We start from the raw sequence: 20,228 nt of genomic DNA on the forward strand, positions 1-20,228 counted from the left end.
AAATGCTAAAATATTTATTATTTCTTAATTCCAAAACAATACGGTTATGTTATCCAAGCTTTCTAATCAACAAAAACAATATTTATCATGGTTACTAACGAAAAAATCTGCTGATAACTCAATTGACTCTTTAGCGTCTACATTGATTGATTCACAAGTTGATTTGAATCCGCATCAAGTGGATGCTGCTTTATTTGCTTTTAAAAATCCATTATCTCAGGGAGTATTACTTGCAGATGAGGTGGGGTTAGGTAAAACGATAGAAGCAGGTTTAGTGATTGCTCAAACTTGGGCGGAGAGGAAAAAAAGTATTTTAATCATTACACCAGCGAATCTTAGAAAGCAGTGGTATCAGGAGCTTTATGATAAATTTGGCTTAAAGGCTTTTATTTTCGAAGCAAAAGTTTATAACCAATTCAAGAAAGAAGGTTATACGAAGCCATTTATTCAAGATGACATTATTATCTGTTCGTATCAATTTGCGAAATCCAAAGCAAATGACATAAAAAATATTGCTTGGGATTTGGTTGTAATAGATGAAGCACATCGATTAAGAAATGTTTATAAAAAACAAAATATAACAGCAAATGTGATTAAGCAATCTCTAGAGCATGTTCACAACAAAGTACTATTAACCGCAACCCCATTACAAAATTCTTTATTAGAACTCTATGGCTTGGTGAGTATTTTGGATGAGCGAGTCTTTGGCGATTTGGAAAGCTTTAAAAGTCAATTTATTACAGGTGATAAGGAAGTCACACTCCCTCAGCTTCGAGCAAGATTATCAATGGTATGCAAACGAACTTTAAGACAACAGGTACAGCCTTTTGTTTCGTATACAGCACGACGTGCAATTGTTCAGGACTTTACGCCATCTAAGGAAGAACAACAATTAAGAGAATTAGTTGCTGGTTATTTGCGTCGCCCTAATTTGCAAGCATTACCAGTTGGACAAAGACAGTTGATTTCTCTTGTGTTGTGGAAGTTACTCGCTTCATCAACTCAAGCAATTGCTGGTGCGTTGGCAACAATGACAGCTCGTTTAGAAAAAAAATTGATTGATCAAGATTCGAATATTTTGGATGAGCTGGATGATGATTATGAAGCTTTGACAGAGTCTGGAGATGACTATGAAGAGCTTCTTGAAGAAGATGAAGTTTTATCAGCTCAAGAAAAGCAAGCCATTGAGTTGGAAATTGCTGAGCTTAAAGAATTTCAATCTTTAGCTATAAACATTAAACAGCAGTCCAAAGGGCAAGCTTTACTTACAGCATTAGAAACAGCATTTGAGGCTTTGCAAGAGTTAGGTGCTGAAAGAAAAGCCATTATTTTTACTGAATCGAAACGGACTCAAGAATATCTAACTGAATTGCTGAAAAGTACATCTTATTTGGAAGGTTTAGTTTTATTTAATGGCACCAATAATGATGATAAAGCGAAGAAAATTTATAAAGAATGGATTGAACGATATAAAGGAACAGATCGCGTCACAGGTGCGAAGTCAGCAGATACACGTGCTGCATTAGTAGATTACTTCAGAGAAAAAGGTTCTGTCATGATTGCGACGGAAGCTGGTGCGGAAGGGATTAACTTACAATTTTGTTCTTTGATCATAAACTATGATTTGCCATGGAATCCACAGCGTATTGAGCAACGTATTGGACGTTGTCATCGTTATGGGCAAAAGCATGATGTTGTCGTTGTAAATTTTGTTGATCGTAGTAATGAAGCCGACTCTCGTGTTTATGATTTACTCTCTGAAAAGTTTCAACTCTTTGATGGAGTTTTTGGTGCAAGTGATGAAATTCTAGGAACGATAGGTTCAGGTGTGGACTTTGAAAAAAGAATTGCAGAAATTTACCAAGAATGTCGTGATCCTGAAGAAATAGCGCAAAGTTTTGAAAGTTTACAGAATGAGCTTTCGGCTGAAATTAATGAAGCGATGCTGAATACTCGTAATTTACTGATGAATCATTTTGATGAAAATGTCCTATATCGTATCAAATCAGATGCTGTTCAAATTCGACAGACTTATGAGCAATATTTACTAGCATTGCTCAATGATGAGTTTAGCCAACATGATGCAAATGTAATGTTTGATGCAAATGGATTTCAGTTGGATGATGCAATCACTATAGATGGAATATTATTTAATGCAGGACGTTATGATCTAGCAAAAACGAATACACATGAACATGTCATACGTTTAAATCATCCTTTTGTTCAATCTTTATTAGATCGATTTAAGGCACAAATGCTAAAGCCTGCAAAATTGGTATTTGATTATGATGCATATGGTTTGCAAGTATCGAGTTTAAAGCCCTTCATCGGTAATTCAGGTTTTTTAATTGCTGAGTTATTAGAAGTTTCTAGTCTTGGTCGTCTTGAGCAACACATTGTTTTGAGTGCGATGACTAATTCAGGAGAACTCTTGGCGGATGATGATCCTGAGAAACTCTTAAAATTACCAATGAAATCTCAAGTTGATATTGCTCACATTACATTGCCTGAGAAGATATATTTAGAGCAAGAAAATCGTAAGAACAGGATTCTTGAGGAAGTAAATGTTCGGAACCTTGGATTTTTTGATCAGGAAATTATCAAGCTTGATGGCTGGGCAGATGATTTAAAAAATGGTCTTGAGGTTGAGATTAAGGAAATTGATAAAGCGATTAAAGAAGCAAGAAAGTCAGCGACGATTGCAGCTTCATTACATGATAAGCTGAATTGGCAAAAGACTCAGCGTGAATTAGAGATGAAACGTACAAAGTTACGTCGCGAGTTATTTGATCGACAAGATGAAATTGATATGCAACGTAATGAGTTGATTGGTCAATTAGAGGGGCAGCTTGAACAGCAAGTTCAAGTGAAGAAATTATTTGAAATTGAATGGGAAATTATTTAAATGCCAGCTTTGAGAGCAGATTTATTAACAATTTTAAAAAAAGAGCTGAGCGATCATTATCTCCATCACTTACCACCTTTACTAGATCAAAGTCGACCGATTGAGGAACAAAATGAAAAAAATATAGCAAGAGCATTTGGTGCTTTTACTTTGCGAGCACTATGTAATGCTTCTGTTGTGGAAAGTGCCAGAGCAGTTATCGATGACTTTAACGATAATGGCATTGATGCGATTTATTTTGAACCAACCTCAAAAGTTTTGTATTTAGTTCAAAGTAAATTAAAGGCTTCTGAAGAGTTTAAGCAAACAGAAGCACAAGCTTTCGTTGATGGCTTGAGGCAATTATTAAATTCTCAATTTGGCTCATTTAATCAAAATGTTTTGAATCGCCAATCAGAAATTCAAAGTGCACTTCATGATGCTGAAAAAATCATATTGGTTGTTTGCTATACAGGCCAACAAGTTTCTACACATGCTCAAGATTGTTTGAAGCGTTTTATTGAAAGTGAATCGGAGAATGAAGATCGTCTAGAGGCTAATGTTTTATATTTTAATCCTTCTGAAGTTGAAAATTTTTTGATTAAGCAACAGTCTTATCAAATAGTTTCTGAAAAAATTGATATTTATAATTTTGCAAGAGTTTTATCACCAAGGAAGACACTGTATGGGCAAGTTAAATTAAAAGATTTAGTCAAATTACATGAAAATTATCAGCTAGCTTTGTATCAACAGAATATTCGTTATTTTATTGGCGGGAATACAAATCCTAATAAAGCAATTAAAAAAACTTTGAATTATGAAGCAGATAATTTCTTTTTTTATAACAATGGAATAACAATTTTATGTTCTGATTTTACAAGTGCAGGTACTTTTGGTGGAAGTGAAAAAAATCGAAAATATAAAATTTTAAATATATCAGTTGTTAATGGTGCTCAAACAATTACATCAGCTTATGATTTTTATAAAGAAAATGGAGATCAAATTTCTGATGATGCAAAAGTTTTAGTTACTGTAATTCAAGCAGATTCGATGCAAGATATTGGTAAAAAAATTACTCAAAATCGTAACAATCAAAATCCAGTAGATTTAACAGATTTCGTAGCGTTAGATGGGCATCAAGAAAGATTAAGGCAAGAAATTAAGTATTGGGGGTATGATTATTTTTATCGGTCTACAGAATTGTCTAGTACATCAATGGGGCTTACAGTTGATGAAGCTATGCGATCTTTGGCAATGTTAGAAAAAAATACAACATATCCAATCCAGCTTAAAAACAATGCAACCTTAATGCTCGATTTAGACTCACAGGAGTATCAACATATTTTTTCAAATACTCTAAGTGGTTTGAAATTAGTCAATTCAGTTTTGTTATACAGATATTTTCAACAAATTTGGAATGGCTATATAAATTTGTCAAATGGACAAGAGAAGCAGATATATAAACATTCATTTTTTGTAGCATTTTTTATTTTTTCAAAACGTTTTTTGAAACAAGAGCTTAATAAGCAAAAACTCGTTTTAATAACAAACATTCCGTCGAGTGTTAGTGTGGAGTTAGATAAACTTAGATTCTCTATATTGACTAAGTCACAAGCTAATCTTGCTAATGATACACCTCTAAAGTTTTATAAAAATAGTTCATCTGTTCTAAATGTACTTGTAGATGTCATGATTGAGCATTTTGGTAAGGCATCTGATCCGAATGTTTTGGGAATGTTGGCTACTTCTAATCCAAATGAAAGTTATCCAAGGGCAAATTTGGTAAACTACCTGACAGATAACGCTCCACAATTGACTTTAGGAACTGCTAGCCCATGACCAAAACAAAACTTGAACTGACTTGGATTGGTAAAGACAAGCGACCACGCCTAGAGCCACGAATTTTACTGGAAGATTCAAAAAAATCTTATCATGCAACGAATAAATTTTCAGAAAATGATATTTTTGATAACAAAGTAATTAAAGGTGATAATTTACTTGCACTTAAAGCTTTAGAGCGTGAGTATACTGGTAAAATAAAATGTGTCTTTATTGATCCACCTTATAATACAGGTAGTGCTTTTTCTTATTATGATGATGGATTAGAGCATTCAATATGGCTCGGCTTGATGCGTGATCGTTTAGAGATTTTACGTAACTTATTAACAGATGATGGGAGTCTTTGGATTACTATTGATGATAATGAGGCTCATTATTTAAAGGTTTTAGGTGATGAAGTTTTTGGTAGATCAAATTTTGTAGCTAATATTGTTTGGCAAAAATTTCATTCTGTTAAAACTAATTCAAAATATGGCATTTCACAGGCTCATGATCACATTTTAGTATTTAAAAAGTCAGATGCTATGTCTGATTTTAATTTATTAAGCATGGATGAAGATGCGTTAAAAGTATACAAAAATCCTGATAATGATAGTCGTGGAAGATGGAGAACAGCACCATTAACCGTTAGTCTATTAGGTGGCGCTCGGGGAGCTGCTTATGCCAAAACAGGGATATCAACTGGTATTTACGAAATAATATCTCCCACTGGAAAAGTACATCTACCTAGCAAAGGAAGATGCTGGATATCTAAAAATGGATTTGAAGAATTGCTAGCAGATAACCGCATTTGGTGGGGTAAAGATGGTAATGCTGTTCCAATGAAGAAAGTATTTCTAAATGAGTCTGGAGGAAAGAAAATAGCTTCAACATTCTGGGACCATCATGAGGCAGGTAGTAATAAAACAGCAAATGAAGAGCAAAAGATATTAAATATTGCTAAAGAATCATTCCCGACCCCAAAACCAGAAAAACTGATGGAACGTATTTTATCTTTAGCTACTAATAAAGGTGATTTAGTTTTAGATTCCTTTGCTGGCTCAGGTACCACAGGTGCTGTTGCCCATAAAATGGGGCGTCGTTGGATTATGGTTGAGCTTGGTGAGCATTGTCATACTTATATAATTCCTCGTCTGAAAAAAGTCATTGATGGTGAAGATAAAGGTGGAGTAACTGAGTCAATAGGTTGGCAAGGTGGTGGTGGTTTCCGTTATTACAAACTCGCGCCAAGTCTGATGAAAAAAGATCAATGGGATAATTGGGTCATTAATCCTGAATATAATCAGGAAATGTTAGTTGAAGCCATGTGTAAGCTAGAAGGCTATACCTATATGCCATCAGAAACTGAGTACTGGAATCATGGTAAAGGCAGTGAAACTGATTTTATTTATGTCACGACACAGACTTTGACTGATCAACAGTTACAAGCGATTTCTGAAGAAGTAGGTGAAGGACGTACTTTGCTGATTATTGCAAGTGCATGGCGTTCAAATAATATCGATCGTTTTACCAATCTGACTTTAAAGAAAATTCCAAACAGTATCATTAAGGCATGTGAATGGGGACATGATGATTACAGTTTGAATGTTCAAAATTTGCCAATGTCAGAACCTGATATTGAAGATAAGCCAAAAGCAAAAAAAGTTAAAAATACGCAAGAACAAAGTCAAGTAACGGGTGACTTATTTGGGGATCAAACATGACAGCATCAAATCAACATTCACAACGAAATCCTGTTGCCCAAGTTGTTAAAGATTTGAAAGCACGCCTATCTTTGCGTGCACCTCAAGCAGAAAGCTTAGATAAACTTGATCTAGCTATTCAAAATGCCAAAGAACTATTGACAAAGCAGGGACGAGATACTGAAGTTAATGAGCAAACACTAGCAAAGTTACAAACAGTATTTCCAACATTAGCTAACTTTGAAAGAGATTTTCCAAGTATTTGCTTTAGCTTAGCGACAGGTGTGGGTAAAACACGCCTGATGGGTGCTTTTGTTGCTTATTTGCATTTGGCTTATGGGATTAATAATTTTTTTGTTTTAGCACCAAACTTAACCATTTATGAAAAGTTAATTACCGACTTTACCCCAAATACACCTAAGTATGTTTTTGCAAATTTAGCTCAATTTAACTTTCAGTCACCAATGATTATCACTGGTGATAACTACGATAGTCGTGATACTGCAACAGCCAGTTTATTAGGTCAAATACGCATAAATGTATTTAATATTTCAAAAATTAATAGCGAAGTTCGTGGCGGTAAAGAACCTCGTATTAAACGTATGCGTGAAGTATTAGGGGAAAGCTATTTTAATCATTTAGCTGGGTTAGATGACTTAGTGCTTTTAATGGATGAGTCGCATCGTTACCGTGCAAGTGCAGGAATTAAAGCGATTAATGAGCTTAATCCATTGATGGGATTGGAAGTAACAGCAACACCATTTGTGGAAACGGCTAAAGGTTCAGTTGCATTTAAAAATGTGGTGATGGATTATCCATTAGCAAGAGCAATGGAAGATGGCTTTGTGAAAGAGCCTGCTGTGGTGACCCAGCGAGACTTTAATCCCAAAGGATTCAGTACTGAACAATTAGAAGAAATTAAGCTTAAAGATGGTATTCGCTTACATGAAATGACCAAGGTTCATTTAATTAACTATGCCCAAAATACAGGTCAGCCAAAAGTTAAACCATTTGTTCTCATTATTGCACGTGACACGACACATGCGGCTCAATTAAAAGAGCGTATTGAATCTGATGAATTCTTTAAAGGTCAATACAAAGATAAAGTAATTCAGGTTGATAGTAGTACGAAAGAAGAAGAAATCACTCAAAGATTACTGTCAGTCGAAGATCCAAATGAACCTACAGAAATCGTTATTCATGTCAACATGCTAAAAGAAGGTTGGGACGTAACCAACCTTTATACGATCATCCCTTTACGTGCTGCAAATGCTCGTACTTTGGTAGAACAGTCTATTGGTCGTGGTTTGCGTTTGCCTTATGGAAAGCGTACAGGTGTGGAAGAAGTGGATCGCCTAAATATTGTGGCACATGATCGATTCCAGGATATTGTAGATGAGGCGAATCGAGAAGATTCTATTCTTAAGTTAAAGACTTATATTCTTGAACCTGAGAATGAAGAGCAAGAAGTCATCAGTGTAACAAGTACATCTCGTTTAGATGTGCTGTTAGGTACTGGGCACAGTCAGCAAACGGATACTCAAGAAACCGTCACTATTCAAGATCAGGTTGAGCTGAAGGATGAAAAGACAAATGAGACAAAGCTTAAAGTTGATTTGGATTTAACTGATCCAAATGTAATTCAGGCCATTCAGCAAGTAAAGAAAGAGATTCAAGCGCAGGCTAAAAATACTGAAACAGTAAAACATAGTGAAGATTTAACTCGTCAAGAAGTTCAAGCTCAAATGACGGTAAATGTACTTAAGGCGATACAAGATAATGTTTCGGATATAGTGCAGGAGTTAGATTTCGGTGAAGAGCAAAGTAACAAAAAACTTCCATCCGAGGAAGAAGTGCTAAAAATTGTTCAGCAGGTTACTGAAGTACATATTCAGAATACGATTGATATTCCACGTATCTCGGTAACTCCTTCTGATGATGTAACTACAGGGTTCAGTTTATTCAATCTTGAGGTTCAAGGGTTGCATTTGCAGCCACAAGATCGTGAATTGATTGGCCAAAACTTAAGTAATAATCAAGTCTTCAGTATAAAAGCAGAAGAAGCCTTAAATGAAAAGAGTCCTCAGGATCGTATCGTGTATGCACTGATTGATTTTGATGATATTGATTACTTTACTCAAGCGGACTTGTTGTATGACTTGTCGAATCAAATGGTAGATTATTTTAAAACCTACTTAACTGATGATGAGGTAATACAGGTTGTTGAACAGAATTATCAAACGATCGCCAATAATATTCATGGTCAAATGCAAGAGCATCATTGGGAAAATGCATCAAACTATAATGTTGTAATTAACCGCAGTTTTGTTGAGCTAAAACAGCCAAGTTTTACGGCAGTAAAGGAAATTCCACCTCAGTCTATTCGCATGACACCTTCTAAAGGAATATCGATTAAAAAGTTACTTTTTACGGGTTTTGCAAAATGTCTTATGGTCTTTCAAAAATTTGATTCAGATACAGAAAGACGTTTTGCAATTATTTTGGAAAGAGATAGTAATAAATGGTTTAAGCCTGCTAAAGGACAATTCCAAATTTATTATAATTTTCAAGGAGTACAGCCTGAATATATTCCAGACTTTGTAGTTGAGACAGAAAAGTATTATTTACTTGCTGAAACAAAAGCAGAAAATGAAATGACTTCGGAAGAAGTGATTATCAAGGCTCAAGCTGGAAGTGAGTGGTGCAAAAATGCCTCGACAGTGTCGACTAAACCCTGGCATTATTTATTGATTCCACATAATCAAGTTACTGAAAACAAAAGATTGGATGACTATTTGCGTTTTAAAGTAAATGTATAAATTGAAATGCTTAAGAGGTTTTCTCTTAAGCATGGTTTAATTCTTCTTAAATTTATGAGATAAGATTAGAAGTACATTTAAAAGTTTATGCTTTTAACTTTCCATAAACCAATAATTCATTTAAATTTATTAATATGAAAAATTTGAATATCCTTAATGATGATGAGCGTGAAAATAAAGGACTAGATACTTCATTACGGTTTGAGTACCAAATTGATTGGGCAATTTATCATGCTTTAGATAAATTAAGTCAAAATCAAGAATTTGTAGTATTTGTCGAATTTCATGAAGATGTTTTATTCGCTAATAGCTGTGTTTTTAACCCTTCTATCAAGTTTGAGCTCTTTCAAATTAAAACTACATATAAGTCATATACCCCAAAAAGTATTACTAATGTTGGCCAAACTAATTCGATTTTAGGAAAAATGATTATAGGGGTAAAAGATAAAATTTTTGAAAATTATGTGGATAAGTTATGCTTGCTTTGCTTGGAAGATATTAACTTTAGCGATAAAATTCAAGAAACTGACAAAGACTATAGATTTAGCCAGTTACAAGAGCATGATAAAAAAATTATTGCAAATGCAATTTCAAGTGAGCTGAATTTTTATATTAATTCTCAATATGAGGATATGATAATTTTTCGTAAAACAGGATTAAAGTTAGATAACTCAGATTCACATATCAAGCATAAAATTTATGATTTTATTGAAAATAATTATGGTGATGTGAGTTCAAGACCGAATAGCATTTATCGTCTATTAAAAGATGATCTTCGACCAAAATCTAAACATAAACAACGGTATGAATACTGGGAAGACTGTGTTAAACATAGAGGATTAGAGAGTAAAAAAATTTCAGAAGATATTTTAAAAAATACAGATAGGGATATTGAGCCTGAACTTAAAAAAATAATTGAGTCTCAGCTTATAGAGGAGGGTGAAGATACTATGAAAATAGCAAGAATATTAAAAAAAATACGTGATTATTATTTGTTTAAATTATGTTTGAAACCAGCTGCTGTACAAACCGAGTTGGACCAGTTTCTTGATGAGCTTGTACTACCTCTAGATATTGATGATAAAACAACATATTGGAAATCTATAGATTTACTGGATAAAAAAGTAAATAAATATCTTTCTTTAAAAGAATATAATAAATTTCGAGCTGTAGCTATTTATGAGGTTTTTGGAATGCTTTATGAACAATTTTAAAAATAAGAATCCCAAAAGAAATTTTAAGCTTTTAATTAGGAATTTACGTCATGAAAACTACAAAGAGTTATTTCCAATTTCAGAGAATCGTCCTGAGATCTCTCAAAGAGCGTGGCGGGAAAGTTTTAAAACTTTATCCCAGAACACTAATTGATTCAGAAGATAATACTAAAGGAAAATCAACTCTTATCAATAGCCTATTTTGGGGGCTTGGTTGTGAAGTGAAGTTTGAGGAGACTTGGTGTGATGATTTAGAAACACTTATTTCTTTTTCAGTAGCAGAAAAAAATTATGATATTTATAGAAATAATGAATATATTTCTATTGCTTGTATTAATACGAATGAGGCTTTTAAATATTCAATTCAATCTAAAAAGGTTGGAAGCGATTTCATTAAAAAGTTGAATGAAATTTTAAATTTCAATGTCTTATTGAAATATGCCAATGCAAGTAAACTTTCTCAAGTGCCACCAAGTTATTATTTTGCCACAACTTATATTGAGCAAATGACAGGTTGGGCAGATTTCTGGTTATGCTTTAAAAATATGAATGCTTTTAATAAAAATAACCGGACTGAGTTAATAAAATATATTTGTGGTGTTTTGGATCAAAATTATTATGAAAAGAAAAATAAAGAAAATGAAATATTGCAAGAAAAGAAAGAGTTAGAGAGAATTATAGAAAGGGATACTTATAATTTTAATTACTTGAGAAGCTTTAAAAGTGAAAAGTATTCAGATAAAGTAATACATAAGTCTATTGAATTAGAAGGGTATGAAGAAAATATATTAGAGCTGAGAAATGAATATCTAATGAAAGCTTCAAATATATCTTCATTAAACAATGAAATTCAATTGGTTAATGTTGCACTTGGTGAATTAGAACAGGATTATGAGTATAGCGTTCGTAATGTTGATCCAATTGAAGTTACTTGTCCAACATGTGGTGTGATTCATGAAAATGATATTGTTAATAAATTTTCAATTTTGAAAGACGCTGATTTATTGTTGGAACGAGTTGAATATTTAACGAAAGAAAAGAATAGGAATAGACAAGATGTAAATAGGTTATCAAGGCTTATTCAGTTTGAAGAAGATAAAATAACTGAACTTTTAGACCGTAATGACATTAAAGAGTATTTAAATTATTCGGCATTGCAAAAAGTAATGATTCCAGATATTCAAGAGAGTCTCCAAAAAAATGAAGTTTTAGTTGAAGAAAAGCAAACCCTGATCTCAGAGTTTCAGAATGAAAAATTGTTAATTCAAAAGGAAAATCAAAAAGCTTTGGAAAATGAATTTATAGATTATTTTGAAAATTTATCTAAAGAACTCGAGATAACGATTGTAAAAAAGAAAAACTTCACACAAATTCTTAACCATACAAGTGGCGGAGCAAATGGCGTTAAGTTAATGTTAGCTGTTCGTTTGACATTATTACATGCAATGTGTACTTATGCAGAATCATCTATACCGCCTTTCGTTATTGATTCACCTCGTCAACAAGATATTAATGATTACAATTACAATCTAGTATTAGCTGCTTTTGCTAAAATTCCAGAAGAAGTTCAATTTATTGTTGCGGCAGTAAAAACCCAACCTATTAGTGAAATTCGTGATCGATTTGAAGAAATTTTTATTGAAGAAAACTTATTAGTAAGTCATGAGTTTGATATGGCTAGTAATTTAATTAATAATCACGAGACTATCATTTATTTGGAAAATACGGATCTCTAAAGAAATTAGCATGATATAGACGGGTATAATAATGTCTAATATTTTGTTTCTAGTAAAGAATGCTGCGAGAAGTATTTGTAAAATAGTCTTTTCTTTAACAAGATAATTTTATCTCCTCAACCCATCAATAAAATCAGACCATTCCTGCATCATCTTTACTCGGTAGTCTGAATGTTGGGCATGGTTATAGGCTTGAGAAACTGCATTACCAACTCTATGAGCTAATTGAATTTCAATCGCATCGTGCATATAGCCTTGCTCATGCAAAGTCGTGGATGCAAGTCCACGAAATCCATGCCCTTTCATTTTGCCGTTATAACCCATCGTCCGAATTGCGCATAAAAGGGCATTACTACTGATTGGTTTAGCTGTACTGTGACTATAAAAAACGTATTGCTTATTGCCTGTAAGGGGGTCGTAATTTTGTTTAATTGATTTCAAACTATTCTGTTGATCTAAATTTAGTTGTTTGAATAAAAGTTAACAGAATCACTTGATTTGTAGACTTGATAGAGTCAGACAACAAAAAAGCCTAAACCACGACAGTTTAGGCTTTTTAGCTTCCAATGGATGAGGTTGGAATAAATTTGGCGGTGAAAGAGGGATTCGAACCCTCGATACGCTATTAACGTATACACACTTTCCAGGCGTGCTCCTTCAGCCACTCGGACACTTCACCAAGGCGAAGGATGATAACCAAAAAAAAGAATTCTGCCAAGCAACAATTGAGTTAGAGCAAAAAAAATTTCACAGTGATATGATTGCGCAAAAATAGTGTCTAATTTTTGAAGACGAATCTATGCAAAGTACTGCAAAAAAAGCCGCGTTACCTGCGATCACACTCGCAGCACTAGGGGTGGTATTTGGAGACATCGGAACCAGTCCCTTGTACGCCCTGCGCCAATGTTTTCTCACCGCACACATCGCCATCACTGAAGCAACAGTGCTGGGGATACTATCGCTGATCTTCTGGTGCATGATGCTCACCATCAGCTTTAAATATGTCACCGTCATCATGCGGGCAGACAACAATGGTGAAGGCGGGATCATGTCTTTGCTGGCACTCAACTTACGTTCCAACCGAATTCCAGAAAACCGAAAAATCTTTCTGATTGCTTTAGGTTTTATCGGGGCATCACTGTTTTTTGGTGACGGGATCATTACCCCAGCCATTTCAGTGCTTTCTGCGATTGAAGGCTTAAGTATTGCCACGCCAATGTTTAACAAATGGTTAATGCCCTTGGCGATTGGTATTCTCACCGCATTGTTCCTTGTGCAACGACACGGTACAGGGACCATGGGGAAATTCTTTGGTCCGATTACTCTGACTTGGTTTGCCTCCATCGGTTTGATCGGGATTCACAGTATTAGCCAAACACCTTATGTACTCAGTATGCTGAGTCCACACTGGGCATTAAACTTTATTTTTCATCAGCCTTTTGTTGCTTTCTTAACCATGGGCGCGGTGATTCTCACCGTAACAGGTGGTGAAGCACTTTATGCAGATATGGGGCATTTTGGACGACTGCCGATTCGTTTAGGTTGGTTTATTATTGTATTGCCATGTCTTTTACTGAATTATGCAGGGCAAGGGGCGCTGTTACTGCGTGATCCAAGTGCGATTGAAAACCCATTCTATTTACTTGTGCCTGAGTGGGGCTTGTACCCGATGATTGCCTTGGCAACAGCAGCGGCAGTGATTGCCTCGCAAGCGGTGATTACGGGCGTATTCTCAATGGCAAACCAAGCCATCCAACTGCGCTATTTACCCCGCTTAACGGTTCATCACACCTCTGATGTCGAGCAGGGACAGATTTACTTGCCGTTTATTAACTGGATTTTATTTGTTTCAATCCTGCTGCTGATCGTGATTTTCCAAAACAGTGCCAATCTTGCCAATGCTTATGGTGTGGCAGTCACCATGACCATGCTGTGTGACACGATTTTAATCGCAATTTTGGCCTATGGTTTCTGGCGTTGGCCAAAGTGGAAAGTGGCATTATTTGCGGTGCCATTTTTAGTGATAGACAGTGTTTTTATTGGCTCAACCTCATTGAAAATTATATCTGGTGGTTGGGTGCCGATTTTGATTGGTGCAATCGTATTTACCATTTTGATGACATGGAAAACTGGACGTGAAATCGTCTTTAACCGTTTGGAAAAAGATGCTTTGCCACTGGACCTGTTTATTAAGAGTGTGAGTCTGAGTGATGAAACTCAGTTTGTACCCGGACAAGCGATATTCTTAACAGGTAACCCAAATATCGTACCGCATGCGATGTTGCATAATATTAAGCATAATAAAGTGCTGCATGAACGCAATATCATGGTGACGGTGATTACCCGTGATGTGCCTTATGTACCAGACCAAGAACGGATTCGTGTTGAAGTTCTTGATGATCGCTTTCAACGTGTCTTTGTTTATTATGGTTTTAAAGATCAGCCGGATATTCCGAATGCACTTGAGCTGGCATATAAGCAACTTGAAGTTGAGTTCGATATGATGCATATCAGCTTCTTTATTTCACGTGATCGTTTAATTCATACCGTGGGTGAGGGTATGGCGCCATGGCGTGAAAAGCTGTTTATTTCAATGCAACGTAATACCAGTCCTGTCAGTGATTTCTACCAAATCCCACCGAACCGTGTGGTGGAAATGGGCAGTCAAATCGAGATCTAAAACGCTCAACCTCGCAAAAGTCGGAAGTGATTCTGGCTTTTTTTGTTTCAATCTCTTGTCTGTATTGAAGTGGGTGCGGACGATGGATTCTGCGAGGGGTTTCTGTGTCGAGGAACAGGGGCAATATCGATAATTCGGCGTGGCTCAGTCGAGTTAGGATCTTTTGGAATGACTTCCAATATATGTGGAGCAGGCTTAACTAGAGGAAGCATTGGTGTTTTTAAGCGCTGCTGATGATGTTGGCTTCTATCCGCTAAACGAGGTTTTATTGTGGCTGGGGACTGCTTTTCAACACACTGATGTGATGTTGATGAAGCAGCAAAAGCAGTGCAATGCAGCAAAGTAAAGATCAGCAGCATTCCATATCTGGCGTGGAGTTTGAATCGTCGGAATATTCGCATGCTCTGTGATTCCGCAAATAGGATAGATAAATATAAATCATACGACAGATTATGTCGCAAAGCTGTCGAAGATATTGAATCAACATGACATAATCTCAAGCATAAATGCAAGCAAGAGCAGGGAAGTGATTTAATTTCTTGGTTTTTTAAGAATCTCTATTGTGAACAGCAGAATTGTTTTATTGAGTTAAATCTGTAGAAGCTTTATTCAGTTGAATATTCACATAATATCTTTCATTGCCTGAGCTTGTTAAGCTGTTTGATTCAAGTCAAAACTGAATAGGGTTTGACTTGAATGTATTGTTCTTCATGTTGTTTGGGATGGTTTTTGTTGAAAAATTCAGTAGTTAAAATGGTGTTGGGTCTTGTGGCTACTGGAAGCTTTGCGATCGCATTTGGTCAAGAAAAAATTATGCAATTGTTGCCTTTTACGCAGGGCGGTTCACTGAATGCTGAATGTTTAAATCAGTTCTATCGAGATCAACCGCCAATCTTGATGAAAGACAGTTTAAAAAAGAACAGTTATCCCTTGTGTTTTAATGGCTTTAATGTGATGTATTCGGGTGTTTCCAAAACACCGCTGTGGACAGCAGAGTATTTATCGCCACAGCGTTTAAGCCAAAAGATTAAGCGCGAAGACAGCTTCCATGAAGAGGAGCGAATCAGCAGCCAGCATCGCGCGCTATTGTCTGATTATCGTGGCTCTGGTTATGACCGAGGGCATATGTCACCCAATGCCGATATGTCGACAAAAGTTTCTCAATTCGATAGCTTTTCTTTGGCGAATATGGTGCCGCAAGCGCCTAAAAATAATCAGCAAGTTTGGCGTGAACTGGAAGAAGCCACTCGTGCAATTGTGACCAAGCAAAAAAAAGATGTTTATGTGGTGACTGGACCATTGTTTAGTGGCAAAAAGCTTAAAACGATTGGTCGTGGAGTAATCGTCCCTACTGCCGTATATAAGGCCATCTATTTACCTAAACATGGCATTATTGGTGCTTACTATGCACCGAATAATAATTCATTGCAGGTCAAAGTTGTCAGCGTCTGTTATTTGGAGGAACAGCTAGGAATCAACTTATTTCCACAGCTCACTGAAGAACAAAAGCGCAATACCTATAAATTGCCGTTAAATGCCAATCAGGTAAAAGTCAATAAAGAAATCGAATATTCTCATTGGGATGCAGAAAGTCAATGTGCGGAAAACGTACAACAGGATCAGATCGCAGCAGTACAAAAGCAATTTCAACCTGCCAGTCGTTCAAGCACTGCAAATACCATTGAATTACCTAAAGTCGATGAAGAAACCAAAGATGCTTTGGTAAAACAATTGGCGGAAGCTTTGTTGCATTATATTTTACAAATTTTGAAATAATTAAAGCAGGATCAGGAGAGAATCTATCTATACTGGAACTGTCTTATTCATTAAGAAATACTGATGCGGCCTAAAGCATATTGATATTTAAGCTGGCTACTCCCTTGACTCAGGCGATGAGGGCGGTGCTTTGAAGTTGAATGATGATGCTAAAAAGGGCGTATACAAGTCGGTTTTTGGTTATAACGTTAAAAATAGAGAAAATTAAAATGTTTAAAGCTTTTGAAAATGATACGGAATCGCATGCAATTCATGATTTGACCTTAGAAAATCAACTGGATTGTGTCAATGTCTATGGCAACTTACAGATTACCAAGGATCAGGCAGGTTTGAAGGCAGCCAAGCTTTTACAAAGTTATCTGAATGATATTGTGGCAACTTTGGAGAAGCAAAGTGATCTGCCAGAGCAGATTGTTCGTCAAAGTGAAGGTGAAATAGAAAACCCTTTTCTTTAAATATACGCTCAATACTGCTGTAAAAAAAACCTGCCGCAGCAGGTTTTTTAATTTAAAGGATTCAACCGTGTTGTTGAATCAATACGACTTAATGGTGTGATTCATTGCCCACTACTTTATAAATAATTGCACCAATAACCGCACCTACGATCGGTGCAACCCAGAACAGCCATAACTGACTCAGTGCAGCCGTTTCCGCAAATAATGCCACAGCGGTACTGCGTGCAGGATTCACTGAGGTATTGGTCACTGGAATGCTGATGAGATGAATCAGGGTGAGTGCCAAACCAATGGCAATCGGCGCAAAACCAGCAGGTGCACGTTTATCTGTTGCCCCCAAAATGACAATCAAGAACACAGCGGTTAAGACAATTTCAATGATCAGTGCTGAAACCAAAGAATATTTTCCAGGAGACAAATCTCCATAACCGTTGGTTGCAAATCCACCTGTTCCAGCGAATGCTGCTTGTCCTTGAACAATTAAATATAAAATAAAAGCGGCAAGGATACCGCCGACGACTTGAGCAATGATATATGGAACGAGGTCTTTGGCATCAAAACGACCACCCACCCATAAACCGACGCTGACCGCAGGATTGAAATGCCCACCTGAGATATGACCGAGTGCATAAGCACCTGTAAGAACTGTAAGACCGAATGCGAGTGCTACACCTGCAAAACCGATACCCAACTCTGGAAAAGCCGCAGCAAGCACCGCACTACCACATCCTCCAAAGACGAGCCAAAAGGTTCCGATAAATTCTGCAAGATATTTATTCATATTGATTCCTATTTATTTTTTTGAACGGAATGGGTTATGTCGCTATTTTTAAAATAGTTGATAACCTTTCGATGAGGTACAACTTTATATTTTCAGCATCATTATCATAGGTTAAAAATATGAAAATTGAATCACAAAGGTAAAAAATTGCTAATAATATCACTTAATGTTCTGATTTAATTATGGAAAAAACTATCTGGATTTGCCCAAAGTATGATCTAAATACGGCAATAACATGGGAAATTTACTGGATATTTATCTGTTCAAATCAGGCTTGCTGAGGTTTAGGTATTTGGGTTTTGAAGTCGCCATTGCTGCGGTGTAAGTCCAGTCCAATGCTTAAAAGCACGTTGGAAAGCACTTTGTTCAGAGTAGCTCAAAAGCAATGCAATTTCATGTAGCCCTAAATAGCGATCTTGCAAATATTGAAAAGCCAGTAGTTGCCGAACGTCTTGGACACGTTGCTGATAAGTGGTATTTTGACTTTGTAAATGACGTTGTAATTGTCGTGTAGACATATTGAGCTGTTTGGCAATTTCTTCAATTTGATAATTATTTTTTTGCAGTCCCAATAAAATACTTTGTTGCAAGCGCTCATCCAGTTGGGTGGTATTCGGCAGGCTGTCCAGTAAAGCTTGCGCTTGTTGCATAAGCAACTTTTGTAAGGTCTGGTCACTTTGTTTGAGTGGAATCGTGAGTGCGCTGGTCGGAAAGATCAACTCAACTTTGTCTTGTTGAAAGTTTACAGGACAATCAAAAAATTTTTCATATACCCTACTGTTTTTAGGTTTAGGGTGAATAAAATTAACTTGGTGAGGTCGAATATCGCTGGAAGAAATTGATAAGCGCAAAAATTGAACCATCAATGCAATGGCGATTTCATTGGTGATTTGCGTGGTTAGATGAAAAGGAAGATTTTCCCAACGAATCGAAATGTATTTTTCATCCACATACTCAATCTTAAGTGGACTGCCATCATAAATTAAGCGATGAAAATCATGATAACGGGTGAGCGCTTCACCTAGGCTGTCACAGGATTGTGCGATATAGGCTATGATGCCGATATGTTTGGGTTGGACAAAATTGGCAATTTCCAAACCCAAAGCAGGGCTGTGTACCTGTGACTGTATATCATCCAAAATTTCACGCCAAACGGTATAGTCAAAGCGTTCAAGATTTTGAATGTGTTGCAGCTTGGGTGAAATGTTTAAGCCCTTAGCTTCGCTAAAGGTATAGAGTAATTGCCCAAGTCCTCCATAAACGGAGCCTGCATAATCCTTTAATAGCATCATTAACACATCTTGTGGTTGTATGATTTACATCATGTAAGATCAAACTTGGCGCTATTTTAAGCGAGTTTAATTCCTGCAAACAAGTCGCATTTTATACGCTTGAACATAGATTTTCTCTATGGATTATGTCGTGATTTGTCAATGAAAAGCCTTTTCTATGTCAATATCTTTTTTCAGCAGCGTTTTATATTAAAAATAAGCAGAGGAGAAAAAAGATGTTAAAAGGCTTTTTAGTTGGATTGGTCTTTGCGAACGGCTTTGAGTGGGTTGCACATAATTATATTTTGCACGGTCAACACCGTCCTGGAAAACCGCGTTTTAGCCCTGTGCCAAGAAGTATGAAATCACACTGGGAACATCATCGCGAAGTCCGTAAGCAGGATTTTCATGATGATGGCTATGTGCAAGGCATATCGAATTGGCGCACCAAAAATGAAATCGTTTCATTGGCTGTGGTTGCAGGTGCTGCGAGTTTAATTTTTTATCCTATTTCAAAAGGCATGGTGGCTGCATCGTTATATAGTGCCTGTAATTATTATTATATTCATCGCCGTGCACATTTAGAGCCCGAGTGGGCAATGAAAAAAATTCCTTGGCACTATGATCATCATATGAATGCCAATCAGGATGCAAACTGGTGTGTGACCAAGCCGTGGTTTGACTATCTGATGGGAACACGGGTGATCTCATCCGCAGATTTAAAAGAGCAGAATCCATTGGGGATTACGCTGCCTCAGCCGATTGCAGATTGGGTTTCAACAACCATTGAAAAGTATTTTCCAGCCAAATGGGTCGAGAAAAAGCCACAAGTGATTGAACAAAATTCGGATAACCGTGTGGATTCGGTCGCCTGAATTTGTATTTTATTGAAGTTTAGCGTCGATCAATCTGATTGGTTTTGAGCGCTATTTTTATCTCCGTTGATCTGAAAGTGCAAATGATCAGTTCGATTGTCGTGATTTGTCATAAAAATATGTATGTTTGGTCAATGTATAACATTTTTTCATGATTATACTGGCTAGCATCCAGATATGTTTGATATTGCAAATAGCTGTGGTTTATGAAGTTTA

The 20,228-nt window shown here is 36.2% G+C and carries 13 protein-coding genes, 1 tRNA gene and 1 pseudogene; 10 read left to right on the forward strand and 5 right to left on the reverse strand.

Annotated elements, in window-relative coordinates:
- The first annotated feature begins 46 nt into the window (after nucleotides 1–46).
- The 6 genes from OSH00_RS14085 (at nucleotide 47) to OSH00_RS14110 (ending at nucleotide 12,174) form a co-directional block, all read left to right on the forward strand.
- Nucleotides 47–2,905: an SNF2-related protein gene (locus OSH00_RS14085; RefSeq protein ID WP_266130937.1), complete on the forward strand. Its 2,859-nt coding sequence runs from the start codon at nucleotides 47–49 to the stop codon at nucleotides 2,903–2,905.
- The gene (locus tag OSH00_RS14090; protein ID WP_266130938.1) at nucleotides 2,906–4,723 is read left to right on the forward strand and encodes an AIPR family protein; all 1,818 of its coding nucleotides are present in this window, start codon (nucleotides 2,906–2,908) and stop codon (nucleotides 4,721–4,723) included.
- Entirely contained in the window at nucleotides 4,720–6,426 is a 1,707-nt protein-coding gene (locus tag OSH00_RS14095) for a site-specific DNA-methyltransferase (RefSeq protein WP_266130939.1), read from the forward strand. Before OSH00_RS14090 ends, OSH00_RS14095 begins: the two co-directional genes overlap by 4 nt.
- Complete coding sequence (locus tag OSH00_RS14100; RefSeq protein ID WP_266130940.1) at nucleotides 6,423–9,224, forward strand: DEAD/DEAH box helicase; 2,802 nt, start codon at nucleotides 6,423–6,425, stop codon at nucleotides 9,222–9,224. The genes OSH00_RS14095 and OSH00_RS14100 overlap by 4 nt, the downstream gene beginning before the upstream one ends.
- A gap of 134 nt (nucleotides 9,225–9,358) precedes the next feature.
- Entirely contained in the window at nucleotides 9,359–10,438 is a 1,080-nt protein-coding gene (locus tag OSH00_RS14105) for a dsDNA nuclease domain-containing protein (protein ID WP_266130941.1), read from the forward strand.
- Between the two features lie 50 nt (nucleotides 10,439–10,488).
- Nucleotides 10,489–12,174, forward strand: a complete 1,686-nt coding sequence (locus OSH00_RS14110; protein ID WP_266130942.1) for a hypothetical protein — start codon at nucleotides 10,489–10,491, stop codon at nucleotides 12,172–12,174.
- 108 nt (nucleotides 12,175–12,282) lie between these two features.
- On the opposite strand, the pseudogene OSH00_RS14115 reads toward OSH00_RS14110, so the two are convergent.
- A pseudogene (locus tag OSH00_RS14115) lies at nucleotides 12,283–12,588 on the reverse strand (tyrosine-type recombinase/integrase); the annotation flags it as partial.
- A 174-nt stretch (nucleotides 12,589–12,762) separates the two neighbouring features.
- Nucleotides 12,763–12,853 (reverse strand) — tRNA-Ser (locus OSH00_RS14120).
- Nucleotides 12,854–12,973: 120 nt separating this feature from the next.
- On the opposite strand from OSH00_RS14120, the gene OSH00_RS14125 reads away from it, so the two are divergent.
- The gene (locus tag OSH00_RS14125) at nucleotides 12,974–14,854 is read left to right on the forward strand and encodes a potassium transporter Kup (protein ID WP_266130943.1); all 1,881 of its coding nucleotides are present in this window, start codon (nucleotides 12,974–12,976) and stop codon (nucleotides 14,852–14,854) included.
- A gap of 47 nt (nucleotides 14,855–14,901) precedes the next feature.
- On the opposite strand, the gene OSH00_RS14130 is transcribed toward OSH00_RS14125, so the two are convergent.
- Complete coding sequence (locus tag OSH00_RS14130) at nucleotides 14,902–15,255, reverse strand: hypothetical protein (RefSeq protein WP_266130944.1); 354 nt, start codon at nucleotides 15,253–15,255, stop codon at nucleotides 14,902–14,904.
- Nucleotides 15,256–15,550: 295 nt separating this feature from the next.
- Between OSH00_RS14130 and OSH00_RS14135 the strand changes: the two genes are divergently transcribed.
- Both OSH00_RS14135 and OSH00_RS14140 read left to right on the forward strand, forming a co-directional pair.
- Nucleotides 15,551–16,630, forward strand: a complete 1,080-nt coding sequence (locus tag OSH00_RS14135; RefSeq protein ID WP_266130945.1) for a DNA/RNA non-specific endonuclease — start codon at nucleotides 15,551–15,553, stop codon at nucleotides 16,628–16,630.
- Between the two features lie 209 nt (nucleotides 16,631–16,839).
- Entirely contained in the window at nucleotides 16,840–17,085 is a 246-nt protein-coding gene (locus tag OSH00_RS14140) for a hypothetical protein (protein WP_196076529.1), read from the forward strand.
- Between the two features lie 88 nt (nucleotides 17,086–17,173).
- Here OSH00_RS14140 and aqpZ read toward each other — a convergent pair whose 3' ends face one another.
- Nucleotides 17,174–17,866, reverse strand: coding sequence for an aquaporin Z (gene aqpZ, locus OSH00_RS14145; RefSeq protein ID WP_266130946.1), 693 nt, complete (start codon nucleotides 17,864–17,866; stop codon nucleotides 17,174–17,176).
- Between the two features lie 284 nt (nucleotides 17,867–18,150).
- A complete protein-coding gene (locus OSH00_RS14150) occupies nucleotides 18,151–19,158 on the reverse strand; it encodes an AraC family transcriptional regulator (RefSeq protein WP_266130947.1) in 1,008 nt (335 codons plus the stop codon).
- A gap of 215 nt (nucleotides 19,159–19,373) precedes the next feature.
- Here OSH00_RS14150 and OSH00_RS14155 point away from each other — a divergent pair, with 215 nt between their 5' ends.
- The gene (locus OSH00_RS14155; protein ID WP_266130948.1) at nucleotides 19,374–20,012 is read left to right on the forward strand and encodes a sterol desaturase family protein; all 639 of its coding nucleotides are present in this window, start codon (nucleotides 19,374–19,376) and stop codon (nucleotides 20,010–20,012) included.
- The last annotated feature ends 216 nt before the right edge of the window (nucleotides 20,013–20,228 follow it).

The sequence above is a fragment of the Acinetobacter nematophilus genome (assembly GCF_026344175.1).
Classification (GTDB): domain Bacteria; phylum Pseudomonadota; class Gammaproteobacteria; order Pseudomonadales; family Moraxellaceae; genus Acinetobacter; species Acinetobacter nematophilus.